We start from the raw sequence: 22889 nt of genomic DNA on the forward strand, positions 1-22889 counted from the left end.
TTCGTGGAGGCCGCTTACTGGCAGGCTTCGCACTCTTCGAAGCCGGGATCGCCCGGACGCATCGTGCACACCGCGCCTTCGGCTTCCGGCATGGCCGGGGCCGATGCGGCGGCGGCGTCGATGGACGACTGGCCGTCGGAACCCGAAGACACCGCGTTCAGCGATCCGCGCGACACGGTGGACTTTTCCACGTGCGTCGCGGCCATCGTGCGCAGGTAGTAGGTGGTCTTCAGACCGCGCAGCCAGGCCAGCTTGTAGGTGTCGTCCAGCTTCTTGCCCGATGCACCAGCCATGTAGATATTGAGCGACTGGGCCTGGTCGATCCACTTCTGGCGGCGGCTTGCCGCTTCCACCAGCCAGGTCGGTTCCACTTCGAACGCGGTGGCGTAGACCTCGCGCAGGTCTTGCGGGATGCGGTCGATGCGGGCCAGCGAACCGTCGAAATACTTCAGGTCGGCCACCATCACTTCGTCCCACAGGCCGCGCGCCTTCAGATCGCGCACCAGGTAGTCGTTCACCACCGTGAATTCGCCCGACAGGTTCGACTTCACGTACAGGTTCTGGAACGTCGGCTCGATGCACGCGGACACGCCGATGATGTTCGAAATGGTCGCGGTCGGAGCGATCGCGATGCAGTTCGAGTTGCGCATGCCGTGTTGCTTGATGCGGGCGCGCAGGCTGTCCCAGTCCATCGTCGAAGACATATCGACGTCGAGGTAGCCGCCGCGTTCCTCGGCCAGCAGCTTGAGCGAATCCTGCGGCAGGATGCCGCGATCCCACAGCGAGCCTTCGTACGTGCTGTAGCGGCCGCGCTCTTCGGCCAGTTCGGTCGACGCCTGGTAGGCGTAGTAGCAGACCGCTTCCATCGACGTATCGGCAAACTTGACGGCCGCATCGCTGGCGTACGGCGTGCGCAGTACGTGCAGGCAGTCCTGGAAGCCCATGATGCCCATGCCGACCGGACGGTGACGCAGATTGGAATTGCGCGCCTTGTCCACCGCGTAGTAGTTGATGTCGATGACGTTATCGAGCATGCGCATCGCGGTGCGGATGGTCTTCTGCAGCTTGGCGTGATCGAGCACGTGCGTGCCGTCGGCCTGCTGCTTCAGGTGCGCCACCAGGTTCACCGAACCGAGGTTGCACACGGCGATTTCGCTGTCGTTGGTGTTCAACGTGATTTCCGTGCACAGGTTCGAGCTATGCACCACGCCGATGTGCTGCTGCGGGCTGCGGATGTTGCACGGATCCTTGAACGTGATCCACGGATGGCCGGTTTCGAACAGCATGCCCAGCATCTTGCGCCACAGCTGCATCGCCGGCACTTTCTTGAACAGCTTCAGCTCGCCATTGGCGGCCTTGGTCTCGTAGGCCACGTAGGCCTTCTCGAATTCCTTGCCGACCTTGTCGTGCAGGTCCGGGCAGGTGGACGGCGAGAACAGCGTCCATTCGCCGTTTTCCATCACGCGCTTCATGAACAGGTCCGGAATCCAGTTGGCCGTGTTCATGTCGTGCGTGCGGCGGCGGTCGTCGCCCGTGTTCTTGCGCAGTTCCAGGAATTCTTCGATATCCAGGTGCCACGTTTCCAGGTAGGCGCAGACGGCGCCCTTGCGCTTGCCGCCCTGGTTCACAGCCACGGCCGTGTCGTTGACCACCTTCAGGAACGGCACCACGCCTTGCGACTTGCCATTGGTGCCCTTGATGTGCGAACCGAGCGCGCGCACGTTGGTCCAGTCGTTGCCCAGGCCGCCGGCGAACTTGGACAGCAGCGCGTTTTCCTTGAGCGCCTCGTAGATGCCTTCGAGGTCGTCCGACACGGTGGTCAGGTAGCACGACGACAGTTGCGAACGGCGCGTGCCCGAGTTGAACAGCGTCGGCGTGGACGACATGAAGTCGAACGACGACAGCAGTTGGTAGAACTCGATGGCGCGGGCTTCGCGGTCCTTCTCTTCCAGCGCCAGGCCCATGGCCACGCGCATGAAGAACGCCTGCGGCATTTCGATGCGCACTTCATCGACGTGCAGGAAGTAACGGTCGTACAGCGTCTGCAGGCCCAGGTAGTTGAACTGGAAATCGCGCGACGCATCGAGCGCGGCGCCCAGGCGGGCCAGGTCGAAGGTGGCGAGCTTTTCGTCCAGCAGTTCGGCCTCGATGCCGCGCGCGATGAACTTCGGGAAGTACTCGGCGTACTTCGACGCCATTTCGGCTTGCGTGACTTCCGTGCCCAGGATTTCCTTGCGGATCGTGTGCAGCAGGATGCGGGCCGTGACCTGGCTGTAGGCCGGGTCCTTTTCGATCAGCGTACGCGCGGCCAGGATGGCCGAATCGTAGACCTGCGTCATCGGCACGCCGTCGTAAAGGTTCTTCAGCGTTTCCTTCAGGATTGGTTCGGCGCTCACGGCGTCGCCCAGGCCGCTGCAGGCGTTGTCGATCAGCGCGTGCAGCGCGGTCAGGTCCAGCGGACGGGTCACGCCGTCGTCGGTCACGTTGACCGACACGCCGCTTTCCTGCACACGCGCCACGGCCTGTGCGTTGGCCTGCGCGCGTTCCTGCGTGCGCTTTTCGCGATACAGCACATAGGCGCGGGCCACCTCATGCTCGCCCGAGCGCATCAGCGCCAGTTCCACATGGTCCTGGACGTCCTCGATATGGAACGTGCCGCCATTCGGGCGGCTGCGCACCAGCGCGCGCACCACGTTCTGGGTCAGTTGCTCGACGATTTCGCGCACGCGCGCGGATGCGGCGCCCTGGCCGCCATTGATCGCCAGGAACGCCTTGGTCATCGCCACGCTGATCTTGTTCGGCTCGAATGCCACCACTGCGCCATTGCGGCGGATCAGCTTGTAATCCTGGTACGAAACGCCTGCAGCGGCGGGGGTCTGCTGCGAAGTGCCGGCTGCTGCGCCGACAACGCCAGTCACACCGGTGGATTGTTGTTCGTTCTGGGCCGTTTGCATGAGGTAACTCCTGTTTTAACCCTTGTATGAAGTCTTGTAGTGAAGATGACAAAGTCCCTAGCAAAATGCGCTTCAGAAGACACTCGACGCTGGCCGTGCCAACGGAGAACCTAAACTGCACGTGCGATCACTTTGCTAGGGACTTTTGGTGCTGCGTCGGCCCCATGACCCTGTGTGCCGACGCCACCGCCTGCTGCTGCGGCGCCTGCACCACATCGGGGGCCGATCCCCCGGTTAAACCACTAGATATAGTGGTCTCAATCAAAAACAGGCCTAAGTATAGTGAAAAGAGTCTGGAAGACCAGTCTTGACAAGCGCAGCAGCCACATCCGGAAGCGCCGTGCGGCAGCGCCACATTCCCGCAAAGCGCGCTGCCTCAAGGGCTGGCGGCAAGACGTTCGGTGCCGCACAAATTCACGAAAATTTATTAATGAGAATTTGTCGCTGATAGGTGACCCGAAATGGGGCCGAGCGGACACTGGCGGGGGCGCGATTGTACCCGGCATTGCGCCGGAATGAGGCAGGTGAACGTCGATGCACAACCTTGTGGCAGGCCGATGACCGATCCGCCTGCACACTTTTAACCCTGTCGACGATAGGGCAAAAGGTTGGCCGGCAACTGGGCCAGTGTTGCAAATCGGCCCCAGTCGAAATGCGGACCGGGATCGGTCTTGCGCCCCGGGGCGATGTCGCTGTGTCCAGCGATCCCGGCAATCGGATAGGTCAGGCGCAACGCGGCCACCAGGCTCGCGGCGGTGTCGTACTGGGCGAGCGTGAACGGCTGGTCGTCGGCGCCCTCGATCTCGATGCCGATCGAAAAGTCGTTGCAGCGCGGGCGGCCACAGTATTCGGACTGCCCGGCATGCCAGGCGCGCTGCGTGCACGCGACGAACTGCACCAGCTCGCCTTCGCGCGTGATCAGGAAATGAGCGGACACACGCACGTCGCGGATCGTCTCAAAGAACGGATGGCGCGACACGTCGAGCCGGTTCTGGAAGAACGCCTCGATGTCGCCGGTGCCGAACTGGCCCGGCGGCAGGCTGATGTTGTGGATCACCACCACATCGGTCGGCGCGCCGTCCGGACGCGCGTCGAAATTGGGCGACGGGACGCGCCGGGCGGCTGGCACCCAGCCCTGCGCATCGGGGGTGAAGCGGTGGACGGCGGCGCGCTCAGGCATCGCGGCCCTCGCCTTCGGCCATCGACTCGCTGTCGTCGCGCCCGTCCCGGCCTTCGCGTTCGTCGCGGATTTCCAGTTGCTGGATGCGATAGCGCAACTGGCGGAAATTCAGGCCCAAGAGCGGCGCGGCCGCCGTGCGGTTAAAGCCGGTCTGGCGCAGCGCGCGCAGGATCAGCTCGCGCTCGACGGACTCCAGGCGCGCGGGCAGATCGATCGGAAAAGCGAGATCGGCCAAAGCCGTGGCAAGCGCATCGCTGGCGGGCGCCGGCGCGGCCTCCTCGGCGACAGGCATGGGCTCCGGTTCCGCTTGCGCGGCCGCGGGCGAGGCCGCCGGCCATACGCCACCGACGCCCCATGGCTGGTAGGCGGCGGCCGACGGCAGGCCCGCGCCGCCGGGCGCCACATACGATGCGGACGATGCTGATGACATCGGCGGTGCGGCCACATGACCCGCCTGCAGCAGGCTAGCGCGTTCCATGCCGGCTTCGAGCGGACCCAGGTCGGCCACTTCGATTTCCTCGGTCTCGGCAAATGCGTACGCGCGCTCCAGCAGGTTTTCCAGCTCGCGCACGTTGCCCGGGAACGGATAGGCCGCCAGGCGCGCCAGCGCGGCGCGCGACAGGCGCTTGGGATGCGCATCGCCATAGCGCACGGCCAGATGTTCGAGGATGGCGCGCGCCAGCACCGGCACGTCCTCGGCGCGTTCGCGCAGCGTCGGCATGCGCAGTTCCAGCACGTTGAGACGGTAGTACAAGTCCTGCCGGAACGATCCAGCCGCCACCATCGCGGCCAGGTCCTTGTGGCTCGCGCACATCACGCGCACATCGACGCTGTCTTCGCGGCTCGCGCCGATCTTGCGCACGCGACGCTCCTGCAGCGCGCGCAGCAGCTTGACCTGCATGGCCAGCGGCAGGTCGGCCACTTCATCGAGCAGCAGCGTGCCGCCATGGGCGGCCTGGAAAAAACCGCCGCGCTCGGCATCGGCGCCGGTAAAGGCGCCCTTCACGTGGCCGAAGAACTCGGCCTCCATCAGCGTCTCGGGGATGGCGCCGCAGTTCACGGCGATGAACGGATGCGCCGAGCGCGCGCTGATGGCGTGGATCGCACGCGCAGCGCGCTCCTTGCCGCTGCCCGATTCGCCGCTGATCACCACGGGCGCCATGCTGCGCGCCAGCCGCGACAGCGAGCGGCGCACGTCCTGGATCGCCGCCGACAGCCCCGGCAGCAGCCCGGCGGCGCGATCGCCGGCGTCAGCCACTTCGCCAGCCGGCGCGTCGTCGGCCGCGGCGCGCGGATGGCGGCCGAGCGCATTGAGAATCAGCGTGCGCAGTTGGTCGAGCGACACCGGCTTGGCGATGTAGTCGAACGCGCCGGCCTTGAGCGCATCGACGGCGTTGTCGGCGCTACCGTAGGCCGTGATGACCGCGACCGGCGTGCGTTCGGGCGAGGCCGACAACTGTCGCACGATCTCGATGCCAAGCCCGTCGCCGAGCCGCATATCGGTCAGCACCAGGCTGTAGCGGCGCTCGGCCAGGCGCACGCGCGCCTCGGCCAGCGAGCCCGCCATCACCACGTCATGCCCCATGCGGCGCAGCGAAATGTCCAGCAGTTCGCGCAGGTCGGCCTCGTCGTCAATGACGAGAATCGGATCGGGGGCGGGCGGTCTGGCTGGCATGGGGACGGGGGTTCGGTGGGAATGCGGCGTGGATCAGGCGGCGACGACGTCGGACGTCTCGATGCGCATGGTCAGAACGAAGGCCTTGGTCGGCAGTGTATCGCGAGCCCCGCCGACCAGCATGCCGGTGCGATCGAGCAACGCTTCGAGCGCGATCGTGCCGTAGCGCACCTGCGCATCGTTGGCGCCGCACAGCTCGCGCGCCATGAACAGGCCCAGACCCGTGCCTTGCGGATTGCTGGTGAAAAACGGCTCGAACAGGCTGCGCTGCTGCTCGCGCGTGACTTCCGCGCCGTCGTTCCAGACGATCAGTTCGGCGTGGTGCTGGTCCAGCGCGTGCGCGAGCATGCGGATCGATCCGGGCAGGCGGCTGCAATAGCGCCACGCGTTGTCGAGCAGATTGCCCAGCACCTGCTGCAGTTGCGGCGTATCGAAGATCACGGGGCGCTGCAGGTCCACCACCACGCGGATCGCATTGGCGTTGACTTCGGCACGGGCGCCGGCGCGCGCGCGCATTTCCAGTCGCCAGCGGTCGACGATCTCAGGCAGCGCCTGGCCGAGGTCGATTGCGCTGTGACCCACCTTGGGACGGCGCGACAACTGCAGGACATCGGAAATCACCTGGTCAAGCCGGCGTACGTTGTCGCTGATGATGCGCAGCAGGCGCGCGTCGATATTGCCTTCGCCGCCGCCGGAATCGGCCAGCAGCTCGTTGGCCTGGCTGATCGCGGCCAGCGGATTGCGGATCTGGTGGGCCACGCTGGCCACCAACCGGCCCATTGCAGCGAGCTTTTCCTGCTGAACCTGCTCGGCGATGCGCTCCCAGCTTTCGATATGGACCAGCACCGTGTCGCGCATCTCGCTGCGCAGCAGCGTCTCGTCTTCGGGGCTCCAGGCCATCGCCTCGCTCTGCGCGATGGCCAGGCGCAGCCGCGCCGCGCCCTCGGGCGACATGTCGTTCCAGCCGACAGTGTCCGGGCCGGTCGGCGACGAACCCGCGCCGGCCAGCGTGGAGCGCAGCCCCGCCAGCCCCGGCAGGACGAAACGCAGGCGCAGGCGCGTGTGTAACAGCGGATTGCGCGACGGCGTGGGGCGCGACGAAATCGGCAGCAGTTGCAGGATGCGCGGCACATCGTCCTTGCGCTGGATCCAGTCGCGCAGCATTTCCATCAGCGGCTGCAGACGCGGCATGCGCCGCAGGTCGAACAGCACGTTGTCGCGCTCGCCCATGCGCACCTGTCCCTGCTGGATCCGCTCATGCGGCTGCACGCCCAGCAGCACAAAGGCCGCGGGATTGGCGGCCACCACCACGCCGTTGGCGCGCACCAGCATCACGCCGTCCTGCATGTCGTTGACCATCAGCCGGTTGACCAGTTGCTGCAGGCGCAGCTCCTGCTCACGCGCCAGCGCCAGTTGTTCCTGGGCGATCTGCCGGTTGGCCAGCATGTACATCACCAGCGCGGCAATCATGAAGACCAGCCCGAACAGTCCCGAGCCAAGCAGATTGGCATCGGCCTGGCGCGCGAGCATGGTCTGCAAGAAGGGATGGACCATCACCAGCATCGCCGACACGGCCGCGGCGAACAGCGCGAACAGCAGGCTGGTCAGTGCGCCGGCTTCGAGTGCCGGCAGCAGGAAGATCATCGCCAGCCCTTCGGCATGGCTGGCATTGCGGCCGAGCACGATATAGATGGCAGCCAGCAGCGCCAGATCGACGAGAACCTGCGCACGCACGCGGAGGTGGAAACGGCGGCGCCACATCGTGCCGAGCAACGTCGCCAGGCCGATGCAGAGATAGGGCAGCACGACGGGAATGGCGGCTGCCGTGCGCGCATTGGCGCCCACGCCGATGGCCGCGCCCGCGGCGGCGCGTTCCAGCGGCAGCCACGCATAGCCCAGCAGCAGCAGCGCCACGGCCAGGCGGGTCCAGCAGAAATAGCGCAGCAGGCGCCAGTGAAAGTCGGGCGGCTCGGGCTGGCGCCACAGATCGCCCAGCGCGCGCCAGCCGCTCAGGGTCGACCAGGCCGAGGCCCGGCGCGTCATGCGCTGCCCTCGCCCGGGGAATCAGGCAGGTGGCTGCGTCGGCAATAGTGCGCGCCGTGCCAGGCAATGGCGTCGGTTCGCGGTAGATGTACGCCGCATTGCGCGCATTGCACCATCGGCTCGATATCCGTATCGGCGGGGCTGGCGCCGCGCGGCTGGCCGGCTGCGCGCGATGGCGGGTTGGCGGCGTCGCGCGGGCTGGAGCGATCGCGCAGCCACCAGATGATGCCCAGCACGATGGCCAGCAGGAGGAAGATTCTTGCCATGGGATCGAAAGTACCGAAAAGGCGTTGGCCGGGGCGCGCCGGCCGGAAGTCAGGTAATCCGGTGCAGCACCACTTCGATCACAAAGCGGCTGCCGACGTAGGCCAGCAACAATATGCCGAACGATGCGATCACCCAGCGCAGCGCCGTGCGCCCGCGCCAGCCGCGGAAATGCCGGCCGATCAGGATGCCGCCGAACATCAGCCACGAGATGACGGCGAACACGGTCTTGTGATCAACGCGGAAAGCGCGCGCGAATAATTGTTCCGAAAACAGGAAGCCCGAGGCGATCGTCAGCGTCAGCAGCACGAAGCCGGCGCTGATCAGCCGGAACAGCAATTTTTCCAGCGTCAGCAACGGCGGCAGCAGATCGAGCCAGCGGCCCAGCCATTGCCCGGGCGCGCGTTCGCCGCCCGACACGGGGCGGGTGAAGCCGTGCAGGCGGCGCTCCGCCAGCAGCATCAGGAACGCGTGGAACGCCGCCAGCGTGAACAGCCCGTAGGCCACGTTGGCAATCACGAAGTGCAGCTTGAACAGCGGCCGCGCAGCGTATCCGAGAATCTGCGAGCCCGGAAAGGCCAGCGGAATCAGGCTGGTCAGCATCGCTACAGGAAATACGATCAGTCCCAGACCGGCCAGCGAAAAGAAAAAGCTCTCGATCCAGTAGATGCCGACGCCCAGCCAGAGCATCGCCGACAGCGCGAAGGCGAAGCCGAATATCATCCGGTCCGCCGGGAAGATGGTTTCGTGCAGCAGCATGCCGTGGCTGACCAGCGCGGCCATCACCAGTGCATGCCACCACGCCGGTTGGCCGTCGGCGCGGCCGCCGGCCGGCGCGGCAGGCGGCATCAGCACGGCCGTGGCGCTGGCGCCAGGACGCCCCGGATGGCCAGCCGGAGCCCCGCCGGCAGCCGCCAGCCGCGGGTTGCGCGTCGCCCAGCCGTGAAAGGCCAGGCCGCAGTAGAGAAGTGCCGTCAAGGCATACAGTACAATGGCCATTTGCGCAGTTTACCTTAGTGCCATCACGGGCGGTTTCGGCGATGGATTCCCGCCACAACGCTCCTGCACGGCCCGCTGCGTCCCGCACACAAGCCGATTTTCCTCCCCCTTCCTGCCATGCTGGATAACCTCACTCAACGCCTGGCGCGGGTCGTCAAGACCATGCGCGGCGAGGCCCGACTGACCGAGGCCAACACTGCCGAGATGCTGCGCGAAGTGCGCCTTGCCATGCTCGAAGCCGACGTGGCGCTGCCGGTCGTGCGCGACTTCGTTTCCCGCGTCAAGGAAAAGGCCCTTGGCGAGGAAGTGGTATCGAGCCTGACGCCGGGCCAGGCGCTGGTCGGCGTGGTGCAGCGCGAGCTGACCGCCGTGATCGGCGGCGACGAGGCGCTGACCGATCCCAAGCTCAACGAGCTGAACCTGAACGTGCAGCCGCCCGCCATCATCCTGATGGCCGGCCTGCAGGGCGCCGGCAAGACCACCACGTCGGGCAAGCTTGCCAAGTGGCTCAAGGAGAACAAGAAGAAGAAAGTGCTGACGGTGTCTTGCGACGTGTACCGTCCCGCCGCAATCGCCCAGCTCAAGACCGTGTCCGAACAGGTCGGCGCGGACTTCTTCCCGTCGCAGCCCGACCAGAAGCCGGTCGAGATCGCCCGCGCGGCGCTGGACTGGGCGCGCAAGCATTACCACGACGTGCTGATCGTCGATACCGCCGGCCGCCTTGGTATCGACGAGGCGATGATGCAGGAGATCGCCGCGCTGCACGCCGAACTGAAACCGGCCGAAACGCTGTTCGTGGTCGACGCGATGCTGGGCCAGGATGCCGTCAATACCGCCAAGGCGTTCAACGACGCCCTGCCGCTGACCGGCGTGGTGCTGACCAAGCTCGATGGCGATGCACGCGGCGGCGCCGCGCTGTCGGTGCGCCATATCACCGGCCGCCCGATCAAGTTTGTCGGCGTCGGCGAAAAACTCGACGGTCTCGAGCCGTTCTACGCCGACCGCATGGCCCAGCGGATCCTGGGCATGGGCGACATCCTCGCGCTGGTGGAAGAAGCCCAGCGCGGCGTCGATATGGAAGCGGCCGAGAAGCTGGCCAAGAAGATCAAGAAGACCGGCGGCTTCGACCTCGAAGACTTCAAGGCGCAGATCGGCCAGATGAAGAAGATGGGCGGGCTGGGCAGCCTCGTGGACAAGCTGCCGGCGCAGTTCGCCCAGCAGGCGCAAGGCGCCAACATGGATCAGGCGGAAAAGCAGGTGCGCCGCATGGAAGGCATCATCAACAGCATGACGGCCGCCGAGCGGGCCAAGCCCGAACTGATCAAGGCCAGCCGCAAACGCCGCATCGCGGCCGGCGCCGGCGTGCCCGTTCAGGAGGTCAACCGCCTGCTGAACCAGTTCGACCAGATGCAAGGCATGATGAAGAAGCTCAAGGGCGGCGGCATGATGAAGATGATGCGCCAGATGGGCGCGATGAAAGGCGGCATGAAAGGCCTTTTCAACCGCTGAACGCTGAACGCCAGGGCCGCCCGCGCCCTGCTCTTTCCCGCAAAAGACAAACAGGACACCTATCATGATGACTGCCGAACAGGCCCGCGAGCTCTGGACCAGCTCCGAGGAAATCGTCAGCGCCCAGGAAGTGCAAGACTCGCTGGACCGCATGGCGCGCGACATCACCGAGAAGATGGGCGACGCCTTCCCGCTGGTGCTGTCCGTGATGGGCGGCGCCGTGGTGTTCACCGGCATGCTGCTGCCCAAGCTGCAATTTCCGCTGGAGTTCGACTACATCCACCTGTCGCGCTACAACAACAAGACCGTGGGCGGCGAGATGCAATGGCGCGTGGCGCCGCGCGAATCGGTGAAGGATCGCGTGGTGCTGGTGCTCGACGACATCCTCGATGAAGGCGAGACCATGGCGGCGATTCGCCAGCGCATCATGGACATGGGCGCCAAGGAATTCCACGCTGCCGTGCTGTGCGAAAAGACCCTCACCAAGCTCAAGCCGATGCATCCCGATTTCTGCGGCTTCAAGGTGCCGGACCGCTATGTCTTTGGCTGCGGCATGGACGTCAAGGGCTACTGGCGCAATCTCGGCGCCATCCGCGCGCTGGTCTGAACCACGCCGCATGCGCGGCACGCCTACGCCCCGTGTGGCTGGGCGCCGAGGATCGGCCACAACGATGCGAGCAGCAGCAGCGCCATCACCAGGTTGAACACCCGCAACACGCGCGGCTGCGCCAGCCAACGGCGCAGCCCGGCGCCAAAAACCGCCCACGTGGTGATGCTGGGCAGGTTGATCGCAGCGAACACTCCCCCCATCACGGCGGCGTTGATCCAGATGTTCGGATGCAGCACGTAAGCCGTGCATGCGCCCACCGCCATCACCCACGCCTTGGGATTGACCCATTGGAACGCCGCAGCGCGCAGGAAGCTCATCGGGCGCGCCACGTCGCGGTCCTGTAACTGCCCGGCGGTGGCCAGCTTCCATGCCAGCCACACGAGGTAAATCGTGGCGGCCACGCGCAGCACGTGCCAGGTCCACGGAAATTCCGTGAAGGCCGATCCGAGACCCAAACCCACCACGGTCAGCATGAAAATCATGCCGACGCAGATGCCGAACAGATGCGGCACGGTGCGTCGGAATCCGAAATTCACACCCGAGGCCAGCAGCATGGTGTTGTTCGGGCCCGGCGTGATCGACGACACCAGCACGAAGGCGCAAAACGCGATCAACACGCTGGAACCGGGCAAGCTATTCGACAGGGAAACAGGAAGGTGCATGGCAACACGACTCGGCAAGAAATCCAGGGAGTCAGGCTACGCACACTTTATAAAACAGTACCGGTACAGTTGGCCGGAAAACTGCCAATACTGATCGTCCGGCCCACGCCAGCCAGCCTGGACGCCACCGCTTCGACACGCCGTTGCGCCTAGCGGCCGCCCAATCCCTTCGCCACGCTCGCGGCCACGCCCACCGCCATACATAGCAGCACCGCTCCGGTCACGCGCTCGACCATACGCACCGATCGCGCAAAGCGCCGCATCACGGCCGGATGGCGCACGGCCGCCGCCACAGCGATATCCCACGCCAGCACGAGGCCGAACATCCAGACGCCATATCCGACTTGCACCGCGAGCGGCGTATGCGTGCCGGTCAGCACGGCAAACAGGCTCGCGTAAAACAAGCCATTCTTGGGATTCAGGATCGCGCTGAGAAAGCCCGTGCCGACCTGGGGCATATAGGCGCGCGGCGGCGGTGGCTCCGCTGGCTGCGGCGACAGCGCCACATCACCGCGCGAGCGCAGGAACTTCCATCCCAGCCACGCCAGATAGATACAGCCCATCCATTGCAGTGCGGAAAACAAGTCGTGAACCCCGGCCGAGGCGGCCAGGCCGGCGACCGCCATCGCGATATACGCGCCGTTGCCGAGCGCAATGCCGAGGCATACACCGCTGGCGTGGCGCACGCCGAATACCATCGCGGCGCGCACCACGAGAAAGAAGTCCGGCCCCGGACTGAGCAGCGCCAGCGCGTGCGCGCCGGCCACCATCGCAAACTGCTGCCAGGACACCTGATCGAAAACCATCGCTGCCTCCGCGCGGTAAATCCCGCAAAGGCAAGCAGTCTGGCCAAATTGGCGCGGCGCGGATTGTAGAAAATTGCGGCGTCAGCGCGCGCGCTGATAGGCGCCCGGAGTCATGGCGACGCGCTGCTGGAAAGCGCGATGAAAGTGGCTTTGGTCGACAAACCCGAGCCGTTGCGCCACATCGGCCGGCGCGTCGCCACGACGCAGCAGCCGCCGCGCCTGGTTGATGCGGAGGTCGAGCTGGAATGCATGCGGCGTCATGCCGAACTGCGCACGAAACTGCCGGATCAGCTGATAGCGGCTCACGCCGGCCGCGGCGGCGAGATCTGCCAGCGGTAGGCGGTCGTCGTGGCGCGCGCGCAAAATCGCCGTTACGGAGGTGAGATTTGCGGACGCACTGTGCGCCGCCTCGGCGCCTTCGCCGAGCAATTGCTGCATGTCGCCGACAAACGCGATAAGCGCGGCTTCCTTTTCGGCCGGATCGGCTTCGGAAAACAACATCGCATTGAGCGCGCACACCATCCGGTAGGCTGCCGGATCGTGCTTGACGTGAATGCGGCGCACGCGCCCACGCCCCGCTTCATCGAGCACCGCGTCGGCCCATTGCGCATCGATGTGGATCATCTGGTAGCTCCAGCGGCTATCCGGCGCGGGATTGCACGCGTGCACGCAGTTTGCCGGCACCCACACGACCGCGCCTGGACGCAGCGCCGACGTCAGCGAATCGTGACTGAACACGCTGCTGCCGGCGTCGACTGCGCCCACGGACAGCGTGGGATGCGTGTGACTTTGATAAGCGGCGCGGCTGTCGCAGGCGCGCCGGCTTTCCACCATGGGCAGCGCCGTATCGAACCAGCAGCGGCTCAACCGCGGCTGCGGTACGGATGCTCGCGCAGCCATTTGGTGGCAATCCATTTTTCGCCGGATTCGACGGGCAGCCCGGCATGCAGCGTGCGCTCGTCGAGTGAGCCGTCGGGCAGCTTGTAGCCGAACAGCACCGCATTGCCCTTGACCGGCGCAACTTCCAGGCCGAGCCGCGGAAACGCGGTGGCGCCACCCGCGGGCGGCCTGTTCAGGTAGATCACCAGCGTGGCCACGCGCTGGCCGCCGACGCGCAGCTGGCGCGCCTCGCCAGGGCGTTGCGGATTGAAGAAATCGAAATGCGGCTGATATTCGCCGCCGGGCTTGTAGTTGAGGATCTGCAGCCCTTCGCCATGATCGACGGGCAAGCCAGTCACGGCGGCAATGCGCGCCTCGATGCCGGCGATCAGCGGGTGCTCGCCCACCTGGAACATCGCGCCCATGCTCGTGCGTGCATCGATCAGGTTTTCGTCGCCGGTATCGGGATTGACCACCGGCGAGCGCTGCAGGCGGTCGCGCGCCAGCGTAACAAGTGCATCGCATTCGGGACCGTCGAGCAGATTCTGTAGCAGCAGGATGCGCGGCGCTTCCATCGCGAACAGGATGGGAATGTCGCGGCCTTCGTGGCGGAAAACATTGCCGCCGGCAGCCATGGCTTGCGGTGTGGCCGGCCCCGGACGCATCGCGGGCTGGCGCGCCGGGGGCGGCAGGGGCGATGGCCGCTCGCGAGGCGATGCGGGAGAGGCGAGCGCCGCGTTGACCATATCGCGCGCAAAGGTGGCATCGTAGCCGGAGCGCAGCATCGACAGCACCAGCGACTCCGCGTCGAAGCCCTGTTCGATATGCCGCGCGAGCCAACGCTCGAGCTCCGGCGACGATGCGCTGTATCCCGCGCGGGGTTCGCGGGTCATGATGGATTGGTCAATCGTTGCGGAGAAAAAGGATTGCGCGCCGGCGCCTCTGGCGGCAATGCGCGACGCGCGGGCGCAGCGGCCGCGGCAGCCGCGGCGCCGTCCGGATCGCCCGCAATCGTTACGGTGGCCTCGGAATACTGCCAACGCTTCCACGCGGCCAGCACCGCATTGGGATACTCGGGACGCCCACGGCTACCGTTGTAGCGGCCCAGCGCCAGGAATAGATCGCCGTTTTCCCGATCCAGATAGTGGCGCAGAATCGTGCAGCCGTAGCGCAGGTTGCTCTGCAAATGAAACAGCTTGCGCGTATCGCCATCGCCAATGGTGCGCACCCAGAACGGCATCACCTGCATCAGGCCGCGCGCATCGGCAGAGCTGATCGCATATTTGCGAAAGCCGCTCTCCACTTGCACCAGCCCAAGCACCAGCGACGGCTCCAGGCCGGCACGCTTGGCCTCGTAGTAGACCGATTCGATCAACTCGACACGCGTTTGCGGGTCCGGCATGCGGGCTTCGAGCCGGCGCGACATTTCGCCCAACCACTTCAGGTAGCCAAGCTTTTCGGCGCCGGAGACAAAAGTCGGACGCACCGGCCGGTTGTCGGCAATGGCCGATGCCAGCGCGCTGCGCACGGAATCGGCCAGCGCCTCTTCCTTCTGCGCGCCGGCGTGAGCGGCCGAGGCCAGCAAGGCGCAAAGCAGTCCTCCCGCGATTGCGGCGGTCCATCGGCGGGAGGTCTGCAGGCCGGCAGCACGCATGGCGAAGGCGATCAAAGGTCGGTCATCCGTCGATCAATTGGCCAGCAGGTTACGCACGTGCGCAACCACGTCGGCCACCGGGACCTGCGTGGCCTGCGCATCGCGACGGCCCTGGTATTCGACCTTGCCTTCCTTGAGGCCGCGGTCGCCCACCACCACGCGATGCGGCACGCCGATCAGTTCCCAGTCGGCAAACATCACGCCCGGCCGTTCGCCGCGGTCGTCCAGCATCACGTCGATGCCGGCTGCCAGCAGCTCGGCGTGGATGCGGTCCGCCTCGGCTTTCACAGCCTCGTTGCGGTCGTAACCGACCGGGCACACCACCACTGCAAACGGCGCAATCGCGGCCGGCCAGATAATCCCGCGCTCGTCGTAGTTCTGTTCGATCGCGGCACCCAGAATGCGCGTGACGCCGATCCCGTAGCAGCCCATCTGCATCGGCTGCGTCTTGCCGGTTTCGTCGAGGAACACGGCGTTCATCGATTCCGAATAACGGGTGCCAAGCATGAATACGTGGCCGACTTCGATACCGCGGCAGATCTCGAGCGTGCCCTTGCCGTCAGGCGATGCATCGCCGACCACCACGTTGCGCAGGTCCGCCACGACGGGTTCGGGCAGGTCGCGGCCCCAGTTCACGCCGGTGTAGTGATAATCGCGCTCGTTAGCGCCACAGCAGAAATCGCTCATGTTGGCGACGGTGCGGTCGACCACGACCTTCACCGGCTTTTTGGTGCCGATCGGGCCGAGGTAGCCGGGCGGCGTGCCGAAGGTCTCGACGATCTCGCTTTCGGTGGCGAAGCGGAATTCAGCCAGGCCCGCGACCTTCGACGCCTTCACCTCGTTCAGTTCGTGGTCGCCGCGGATCAGCAGCAGCCAGATCTGCGTGCCGGCGTCGCCGTCGGTGGCCAGCACGATCGACTTGACCGTGCGCGCCAGCGGGATGTTCAGGAATTCGGCCACGTGCTCGCACTTGGCTTTGCCGGGCGTCGACGCCTTCACCAGGTCCTCGGCGGGTGCAGGGCGCTCGGCCTGCAGCGGCAGGGCCTCGGCGGCTTCCATGTTGGCCGCGTAATCGGACGTGGGGCAGTAGACGATGGCATCCTCGCCGGTATCGGCGATGACGTGGAATTCGTGCGAGCCCGAGCCGCCGATGGCGCCGTTATCGGCAGCCACCGCGCGGAATTCCAGGCCGAACCGCTTGAAGATGCGCACGTAGGCGTCGTACATGTTCTGGTACGAAACCTTCAGGCCGTCGATGTCGCGATCGAACGAATACGCGTCCTTCATCGTGAATTCGCGGCCGCGCATGATGCCGAAACGGGGGCGGCGCTCGTCGCGGAACTTGGTCTGGATCTGGTAGAAATTGACCGGCAACTGCTTGTAGCTGCGGATGTCGCTGCGGGCGATATCGGTCACCACTTCCTCGGAAGTCGGCTGCACGGCGAAGTCGCGCTCGTGGCGATCCTTCAGGCGCAGCAGTTCGGGGCCCATCTTGTCCCAGCGGCCGGTTTCCTGCCACAGCTCGGCCGGCTGGACCACCGGCATCAGCAGCTCGACCGCGCCGGCGCGGTTCATTTCCTCGCGAACGATGTTTTCCACCTTGCGGATCACGCGCAATCCCACCGGCATGTAGCTGTAGATGCCGGCGCCCAGCTTCTTGATCATGCCGGCGCGCATCATCAGTTTGTGCGACACGATTTCCGCGTCGGCGGGTGCTTCCTTGAGGGTGGAAATAAAGAATTGCGAGGCTTTCATGCGTGCTTTCTCGTAAGGCCGGGCGCCGGCTGGGCTTCCCGACTTGCCGCTCGCGCGGCATCCATTGGGTCGGACGCGCCTGAAACTGCCCATTTCGTCGGGGAAAACCAGCATCCCCGGTGTCAGGCCGTCGCGCGCGCATCCTTTATAATCGACGTAATTCTAAAGGATTCGAGGTGCAGTCATGCTCGATCGTGAAGGCTTTCGCCCGAACGTCGGCATCATCCTCATCAACGCACGTAACGAGGTTTTCTGGGGCAAGCGAATCGGCGAACACTCCTGGCAGTTCCCGCAAGGTGGCATCAAGTACGGCGAAACGCCGGAACAGGCCATGTACCGCGAGCTGCATGAAGAGGTCGGCCTGCTTCCGGAGCACGTCAGGATCGTCGGTCGCACGCGCGACTGGTTGCGTTATGAGGTGCCGGACAAGTTCATCCGCCGCGAGATCCGCGGCCACTATAGGGGCCAGAAACAGATCTGGTTTTTGCTGCGCATGGTCTGCCGCGATTGCGACATCCACCTGCGCGCGACCGATCATCCTGAATTCGACGCGTGGCGCTGGAGCGATTACTGGGTGCCGCTGGACGCGGTGATCGAATTCAAGCGCGAGGTGTACCAGTTGGCGCTGACGGAGTTGTCGCGCTTCCTGCATCGCGGGCGCGCGCCACTGAGCCCGTACGGGCATCACGGCGGCCATGGACGACACGGCGACGGCGGCCGACAGGCCCGCGCGCCGGCGGTGGCGGCGGTGGCGTCGACCACGGTGAGCGTGACGGTCACGGCATCGGCTACCATTCAGGGGGCCGCGCAGGATGTAGCGGCCGCAGCACCCGTATCGCCGGCCACGCCGGCAACCACCTCACGGAGTTCCGATGACTAGTTTCAGCGGCCGGGGCATTCGCGCCGGCCTGTTGTTGGCCATGGCCTGCCTGGCCCTGGCCGGCTGCAAGACCACCGGCAAGGGCATGCCCGAGGAAGAACAGCAGGCCGATAGCGCCTGGATCAATCCCTTCGAGGACAAGCCGTTCAAGGAAAACGAGTTCACCTTGCCCGCGCTGCCGCGCGACGAGGACCTGATCCCATTCACGGTCAATGGATCCGACAGTTTCCGTTTCGCAGTGGATCCCAAGTCGATTTCGGTCGGCGCAGACAGAGTCGTGCGCTACACAGTCGTGATCACCAGTGCTGGCGGTGGACGCAACGTGACCTACGAAGGCATGCGCTGCGACGCATTCGAGCGGCGCATCTACGCCACGCTGCCGAAGGGCGCGACGGCCTGGGTGCCGAATCTCGGCGAGGACCGTGACCTGTGGCGCCGCATGGAGACGCGGTCCCGCAATGCCTATGCGGCCACCCTGGCGACGGACTATTTCTGCGAAGGCCGCACCGTTGCGGGCAAGCCGGAAAAGCTGATCCGCGATCTGAAGGCCTACGCGCCGAGCCACTGATCCGGCGGCGTCCGCAGACGAAAAAAGGCGAGGCCTGTTACGGGACTCGCCTTTTTGTTTGGTCGCCTCGGCGCGCTCAGACCAGCACGAGATTGTCGCGATGAATCAGTTCCGGCTCGTTCAGGTGGCCAAGCACCGATTCAATTTCCGACGATGGCTTACGAGCGATCAGGCGCGCTTCCGCGCTGGAATAGTTGGTGATGCCACGCGCGACCTCCCGGCCGGCGCCATCCACGCAGGCGATCACTTCGCCGCGCGCGAACTCGCCCTGCACCTCTGTCACGCCGATCGGCAGGAGCGACTTGCCGCCGCTGGTCAGCTTCTCGACCGCGCCGGCATCGATCACCACGCGGCCGCGCAGCTGCAGGTGGTCCGCCATCCATTGCTTGCGCGCGGTGAGCCGCCCGGTCGGCGCCAGCAGTTGCGTGCCGATGCCCTCGCCGTTGGCCAGCCGGCCCAGCACATCGGGCTCCCGCCCCGATGCGATGGTCGTATGCGCGCCGGACTTCGCCGCGCGCTTGGCCGCCAGGATTTTGGTCAGCATGCCGCCGCGCCCGATCGACGTACCGGCGCCGCCGGCCATGGCCTCGAGCTCCGGTGTACCGGCCAGCGCCTCGTGGACAAACGTGGCGTTCGGGTCCTTGCGGGGATCGGCGGTGTAGAGGCCCTGCTGATCGGTCAGGATCACCAGGACATCGCCCTCGATCAGATTGGTGACCAGCGCGCCGAGCGTGTCGTTATCGCCGAATTTGATTTCGTCGGTCACGACCGTGTCGTTTTCATTGATGATCGGCACGACGCCCAGCGACAACAGCGTCAGCAACGTGGAGCGCGCGTTCAGGTAGCGCTCGCGGTCGGCCAGGTCGGCGTGGGTCAGCAGCACCTGCGCGGTACGAATGCCGTAGCGGCCGAACTGGCTCTCATAGACCTGCGCCAGTCCCATCTGCCCCACCGCCGCCGCCGCCTGCAACTCGTGGATTTCTTTCGGACGACGCGCCCATCCCAGACGCTGCATGCCTTCGGCAATCGCTCCCGAGCTGACCAGCACCACTTCCTTGCCGGCGCCGCGCAGCTTGGCGATCTGCGCCGCCCAGCGCGCGATGGCGTCGTGGTCCAAGCCCTTGCCGTCGTTGGTAACCAGGCTCGAACCCACCTTGACGACGATACGTTTTGCCTGGGCGATGACCGATTGCATGACGAATTTCCTGTCTCGGGGAACGGATTGTTATGGTTGTGGCGATGCGTGCGGGCTTTAGGCTTCGCTGCCGTCGCCGCGTTCGACGTTATGCAGGCGGTCGTCCAGGCGGATGTCGGGCTCGGCCAAGGCCGCGGCCTCTTCGGCCTTGAGCGCCGCCAGATGGTCCTTGATCGCATAGATCAGCTCGCGGCAGCCTTCGCCGGTCAGTGCCGAAATATGGAACACCGGGCCCTTCCACTTGTAACGCTTGATGAAGTCCTTGACCCGCGTGGCACGCTCTTCGTCCGGCACCATGTCCAGCTTGTTCAGCACCAGCCAGCGCGGCTTGTGATAGAGCGTTTCGTCGTACTTCTTCAGTTCGTTGACGATCGCCTTGGCTTCGGCCACGGGATCGACGGTTTCATCGAACGGCGCGATGTCGACGATATGCAGCAGCAGGCCGGTGCGCTGCAGATGGCGCAGGAACTGATGTCCCAGCCCGGCGCCTTCGGCCGCGCCTTCGATCAGGCCGGGAATGTCGGCCACCACGAACGATTGTTCGTGGTCGACGCGCACCACGCCCAGGTTCGGGTGCAGCGTGGTGAACGGGTAATCGGCAACTTTCGGCCGGGCGTTAGAAATATGCGAGATGAACGTCGACTTGCCGGCATTCGGCATGCCCAGCAGACCGACGTCGGCCAGCACCTTCAGTTCCAGCTTGAGCATGCGGCGCTCGCCGGGCTTACCGTCGACCTGCTGGCGCGGCGCGCGGTTGGTGCTCGACTTGAAATGCAGGTTGCCCCAGCCGCCCATGCCGCCCTCGGCCAGGCACACGATCTGGCCATGCTCGGTCAGATCGGCAATGACCTCGCCGGAATCCATGTCGGTGATCAGCGTGCCCACCGGCATGCGCAGCGTGATGTCTTCGCCGGCCGCGCCATAGCAGTCGGAGCCGCGGCCGTTTTCGCCGTTCTTGGCCACGTGCTTCTTGGCGTAGCGGAAGTCGATCAGCGTATTGATATTCCGGTCGGCCTGCGCGAACACGCTGCCGCCGCGGCCGCCGTCGCCGCCATCGGGGCCACCGAAGGGCACAAATTTCTCGCGCCGAAACGAAGCGCTTCCGTTACCGCCATTGCCGGCGATCGCTTCGATACGGGCTTCGTCAATGAACTTCATGTTGGTTTTCCGTGGTGGGTCAGACTCCCGCTCCGGAAACGTCGACATAACGAAGCGAAGCGGTGCCGGCAAGCGCGCGGCAAGGTTTCGGCCCGCGCACGGGCCGTCTGCATGGCGGCAGACAGAGCAAATGGTACGGCAAGGCCGCACCACGACGCCAGAAGCGTTTGACTGGCGCTTCTGGGCGCCGGAAAACAAAAAGCCCCGCATGCGATGCGGGGCCTTCGTGCTGCAAAGGCTGTTATCAGGCCGCCGGGACGACGCTGACTTGCTGCTTCTTGGCAGCGCCCTTGACGGCGAACTGCACGTGGCCGTCCACCAGCGCGAACAGGGTGTGGTCCTTGCCGATACCCACGTTGTCACCGGCGTGCACGCGCGTGCCGCGTTGACGAACGATGATGCCGCCGGCGTTGATGGCCTGGCCACCGTACACCTTCACACCCAGACGCTTCGATTCCGAATCACGGCCGTTCCGCGTAGAACCGCCGCCTTTTTTCTGTGCCATGTCTTAACTCCAGTTGACCTATTGCGATGTTGCCTGTGGTTGAGCGCCAGCTCAGGCCACGATGGCTTCGATGCGCAGTTCGGTGTAATTCTGACGATGGCCCTGACGCTTCTGGTAGTGCTTGCGACGGCGCATCTTGAAGATCTTCACCTTGTCGTGACGACCTTGGGCGATAACGGTAGCCTTGACGGAAGCCCCGCTCACCAGCGGCGTACCAAATTTGATTTGGTCGCCAGCGCCCACTGCGAGCACCTGGTCCAGCGTGATTTCTGCGCCAATGTCAGCCGGTATCTGTTCTACTTTCAGTTTTTCGCCAGCAGCAACCTTGTATTGCTTGCCGCCGGTTTTTACGACCGCGTACATTGTCGAACCTCTCGATGTTGAGTGAAACGTTGAATGCTGCTCCGAGACCTTCCGGAGCCGGCGCCGTTTCGTGCGCCGCAGACGGTGCGCGCGTGAGCGCGACCGAAGGAACCGGCGATTATAGACCGGTTCAAAGAAAAGCGCAAAGAAAACAATAAGATACGTCGCCGCGGCGCATGCTGCGGCGGACTGCGCACTTCGTGGCGCGATGTGTCAGGTCAAGTCGGCCAGCAGGAACCCGGCAAGCGCAGCAAACGCCACCCACCAGGCGGAGCGGCGGACAGGCCGTCGAGTCACCCTTTGTTTGTTCATGACGGGATTATAGAGGCGGCTGCTACCGCGTGAGACGGCCGATAAACCCTTCCAATGCGGCGCATGGACCGTCATGGCCTCACGCGCATCGCATATAATCCTCCGGTTTTGGTGCGACACGCACACTCGTGTCCGGGTAGCTCCAACGTAAGGAGCATCGACCTTCCGTTGAGACAAGGGGAAAGCCTCGGCCTGAACCGTCCAATCTCAACCATTTCTTGCTTTGACAAGCCCAGCCGCAAGGTTGGAGCGAGTCCATGTGTTGCGGGAAGGCCAGCGTATCGGCTAACTCGCAGCTTGCTATTTGCTGGATGGATTTCCAGCCATTGCCCAAAGGCGGGGACGCTTGCCTTTGGGCAGGTGTCTTTGCAGTACGCGCTCTCCCCGGAGGGTGCGGGTGGACATGCAGCGGCAGTTTCGCTGCGTGTTCGCTACATAGCATTTAAACCGACCCAATAGGGTCGGCGCTACGTTCTTTGGGACACAGGCCATGCGCTCGTAAGAGCCCGTCTGTTGTCAAGCGCCTGCCAGCACGGAGGCACTGAAGTAATGAAGTGAGGTTTCCCGGAGCGTATAGCTCTGCGCGTTATGGTTCGGTCGAATACACCCGCGAGGGTGCCTCGATAGAGAACCTGCTATGCGACTAGCAGTAGCCTAGGGAGACATGCGTCACTGGTAACGGTGGGGTGTGAAGCTCTTCTGACAACGCTGCCCCCGTAAGGGTGCGTCCATGCCGTGAGGCGGGGATGTAAAGGCTCCAAGCAGCAAAGGGGTCGAGGTGCGGGCTGGCTGGTATGGGTAACGCAGTGAACTGCTGATAAACGTCGTAAGGATTGCGGTGCCAAAGCTGCTGATAGGCACTAACCAAAAGGTACGTGGTCGGATGCCCCGCTCAAAACTCGGGACACGTCGCTAGTA

20 protein-coding genes are annotated in these 22889 nt (G+C 65.0%); 4 read left to right on the forward strand and 16 right to left on the reverse strand.

The features are described 5' to 3' along the window. Window positions 1-14: 14 nt before the first annotated feature. From AC1RKI_RS06935 to AC1RKI_RS06960, 6 genes are all read right to left on the reverse strand, one after another. The gene (locus AC1RKI_RS06935; protein ID WP_341248117.1) at window positions 15-2954 is read right to left on the reverse strand and encodes a ribonucleoside-diphosphate reductase subunit alpha; all 2940 of its coding nucleotides are present in this window, start codon (window positions 2952-2954) and stop codon (window positions 15-17) included. Window positions 2955-3534: 580 nt separating this feature from the next. Further along, on the reverse strand, window positions 3535-4134 hold the full coding sequence (gene ampD / locus AC1RKI_RS06940; protein WP_061955352.1) for a 1,6-anhydro-N-acetylmuramyl-L-alanine amidase AmpD: 600 nt from the start codon (window positions 4132-4134) through the stop codon (window positions 3535-3537). Next, entirely contained in the window at window positions 4127-5809 is a 1683-nt protein-coding gene (locus AC1RKI_RS06945) for a sigma-54-dependent transcriptional regulator (protein ID WP_492794391.1), read from the reverse strand. The genes ampD and AC1RKI_RS06945 overlap by 8 nt, the downstream gene beginning before the upstream one ends. 33 nt (window positions 5810-5842) lie before the next feature. Further along, a complete protein-coding gene (locus AC1RKI_RS06950) occupies window positions 5843-7852 on the reverse strand; it encodes a PAS domain-containing sensor histidine kinase (RefSeq protein ID WP_227458917.1) in 2010 nt (669 codons plus the stop codon). Next, window positions 7849-8118, reverse strand: a complete 270-nt coding sequence (locus AC1RKI_RS06955; RefSeq protein ID WP_244786134.1) for a PP0621 family protein — start codon at window positions 8116-8118, stop codon at window positions 7849-7851. The genes AC1RKI_RS06950 and AC1RKI_RS06955 overlap by 4 nt, the downstream gene beginning before the upstream one ends. Window positions 8119-8167: 49 nt before the next feature. Next, complete coding sequence (locus AC1RKI_RS06960) at window positions 8168-9115, reverse strand: cytochrome C assembly family protein (protein WP_150979525.1); 948 nt, start codon at window positions 9113-9115, stop codon at window positions 8168-8170. 117 nt (window positions 9116-9232) lie between these two features. Here AC1RKI_RS06960 and ffh point away from each other — a divergent pair, with 117 nt between their 5' ends. Together ffh and AC1RKI_RS06970 are read left to right on the forward strand one after the other, a co-directional pair. Then, on the forward strand, window positions 9233-10624 hold the full coding sequence (gene ffh, locus AC1RKI_RS06965; protein ID WP_061955342.1) for a signal recognition particle protein: 1392 nt from the start codon (window positions 9233-9235) through the stop codon (window positions 10622-10624). A 64-nt stretch (window positions 10625-10688) separates the two neighbouring features. Continuing rightward, entirely contained in the window at window positions 10689-11231 is a 543-nt protein-coding gene (locus AC1RKI_RS06970) for a hypoxanthine-guanine phosphoribosyltransferase (protein WP_061955340.1), read from the forward strand. A 23-nt stretch (window positions 11232-11254) separates the two neighbouring features. Here the strand turns inward: AC1RKI_RS06970 and AC1RKI_RS06975 are convergent, their stop codons facing one another. From AC1RKI_RS06975 to AC1RKI_RS07000, 6 genes are all read right to left on the reverse strand, one after another. Then, entirely contained in the window at window positions 11255-11896 is a 642-nt protein-coding gene (locus AC1RKI_RS06975) for a LysE family translocator (RefSeq protein WP_061955338.1), read from the reverse strand. Between the two features lie 149 nt (window positions 11897-12045). Beyond that, window positions 12046-12702 carry a LysE family translocator gene (locus tag AC1RKI_RS06980; RefSeq protein ID WP_492794387.1) on the reverse strand — a complete coding sequence of 219 codons (657 nt, stop codon included), beginning with the start codon at window positions 12700-12702 and terminating at the stop codon, window positions 12046-12048. Between the two features lie 81 nt (window positions 12703-12783). Next, the gene (locus tag AC1RKI_RS06985) at window positions 12784-13602 is read right to left on the reverse strand and encodes an AraC family transcriptional regulator (RefSeq protein ID WP_244786138.1); all 819 of its coding nucleotides are present in this window, start codon (window positions 13600-13602) and stop codon (window positions 12784-12786) included. Then, window positions 13566-14474, reverse strand: a complete 909-nt coding sequence (locus tag AC1RKI_RS06990) for a 2OG-Fe(II) oxygenase (protein ID WP_492794384.1) — start codon at window positions 14472-14474, stop codon at window positions 13566-13568. The genes AC1RKI_RS06985 and AC1RKI_RS06990 overlap by 37 nt, the downstream gene beginning before the upstream one ends. Then, complete coding sequence (locus AC1RKI_RS06995) at window positions 14471-15235, reverse strand: lytic transglycosylase domain-containing protein (protein ID WP_061955531.1); 765 nt, start codon at window positions 15233-15235, stop codon at window positions 14471-14473. The genes AC1RKI_RS06990 and AC1RKI_RS06995 overlap by 4 nt, the downstream gene beginning before the upstream one ends. A 33-nt stretch (window positions 15236-15268) precedes the next feature. Further along, window positions 15269-16990 carry a proline--tRNA ligase gene (locus AC1RKI_RS07000; RefSeq protein WP_492794382.1) on the reverse strand — a complete coding sequence of 574 codons (1722 nt, stop codon included), beginning with the start codon at window positions 16988-16990 and terminating at the stop codon, window positions 15269-15271. A 184-nt stretch (window positions 16991-17174) separates the two neighbouring features. On the opposite strand from AC1RKI_RS07000, the gene AC1RKI_RS07005 reads away from it, so the two are divergent. Both AC1RKI_RS07005 and AC1RKI_RS07010 read left to right on the forward strand, forming a co-directional pair. Then, a complete protein-coding gene (locus AC1RKI_RS07005) occupies window positions 17175-17870 on the forward strand; it encodes an RNA pyrophosphohydrolase (protein WP_061955328.1) in 696 nt (231 codons plus the stop codon). Beyond that, entirely contained in the window at window positions 17863-18438 is a 576-nt protein-coding gene (locus AC1RKI_RS07010; protein WP_061955326.1) for a CNP1-like family protein, read from the forward strand. Before AC1RKI_RS07005 ends, AC1RKI_RS07010 begins: the two co-directional genes overlap by 8 nt. 76 nt (window positions 18439-18514) lie before the next feature. Here AC1RKI_RS07010 and proB read toward each other — a convergent pair whose 3' ends face one another. The 4 genes from proB to rplU form a co-directional block, all read right to left on the reverse strand. Then, window positions 18515-19633: a glutamate 5-kinase gene (gene proB / locus AC1RKI_RS07015; protein ID WP_061955324.1), complete on the reverse strand. Its 1119-nt coding sequence runs from the start codon at window positions 19631-19633 to the stop codon at window positions 18515-18517. 57 nt (window positions 19634-19690) lie between these two features. Further along, window positions 19691-20791, reverse strand: a complete 1101-nt coding sequence (gene obgE / locus AC1RKI_RS07020) for a GTPase ObgE (RefSeq protein ID WP_150979520.1) — start codon at window positions 20789-20791, stop codon at window positions 19691-19693. A gap of 244 nt (window positions 20792-21035) precedes the next feature. Continuing rightward, window positions 21036-21296 carry a 50S ribosomal protein L27 gene (rpmA, locus tag AC1RKI_RS07025; protein ID WP_061955320.1) on the reverse strand — a complete coding sequence of 87 codons (261 nt, stop codon included), beginning with the start codon at window positions 21294-21296 and terminating at the stop codon, window positions 21036-21038. Window positions 21297-21347: 51 nt separating this feature from the next. Beyond that, window positions 21348-21659: a 50S ribosomal protein L21 gene (gene rplU, locus AC1RKI_RS07030; RefSeq protein WP_008647259.1), complete on the reverse strand. Its 312-nt coding sequence runs from the start codon at window positions 21657-21659 to the stop codon at window positions 21348-21350. Window positions 21660-22889: the final 1230 nt, after the last annotated feature.

The sequence above is a fragment of the Cupriavidus sp. GW822-FHT06G04 genome, assembly GCF_058799075.1.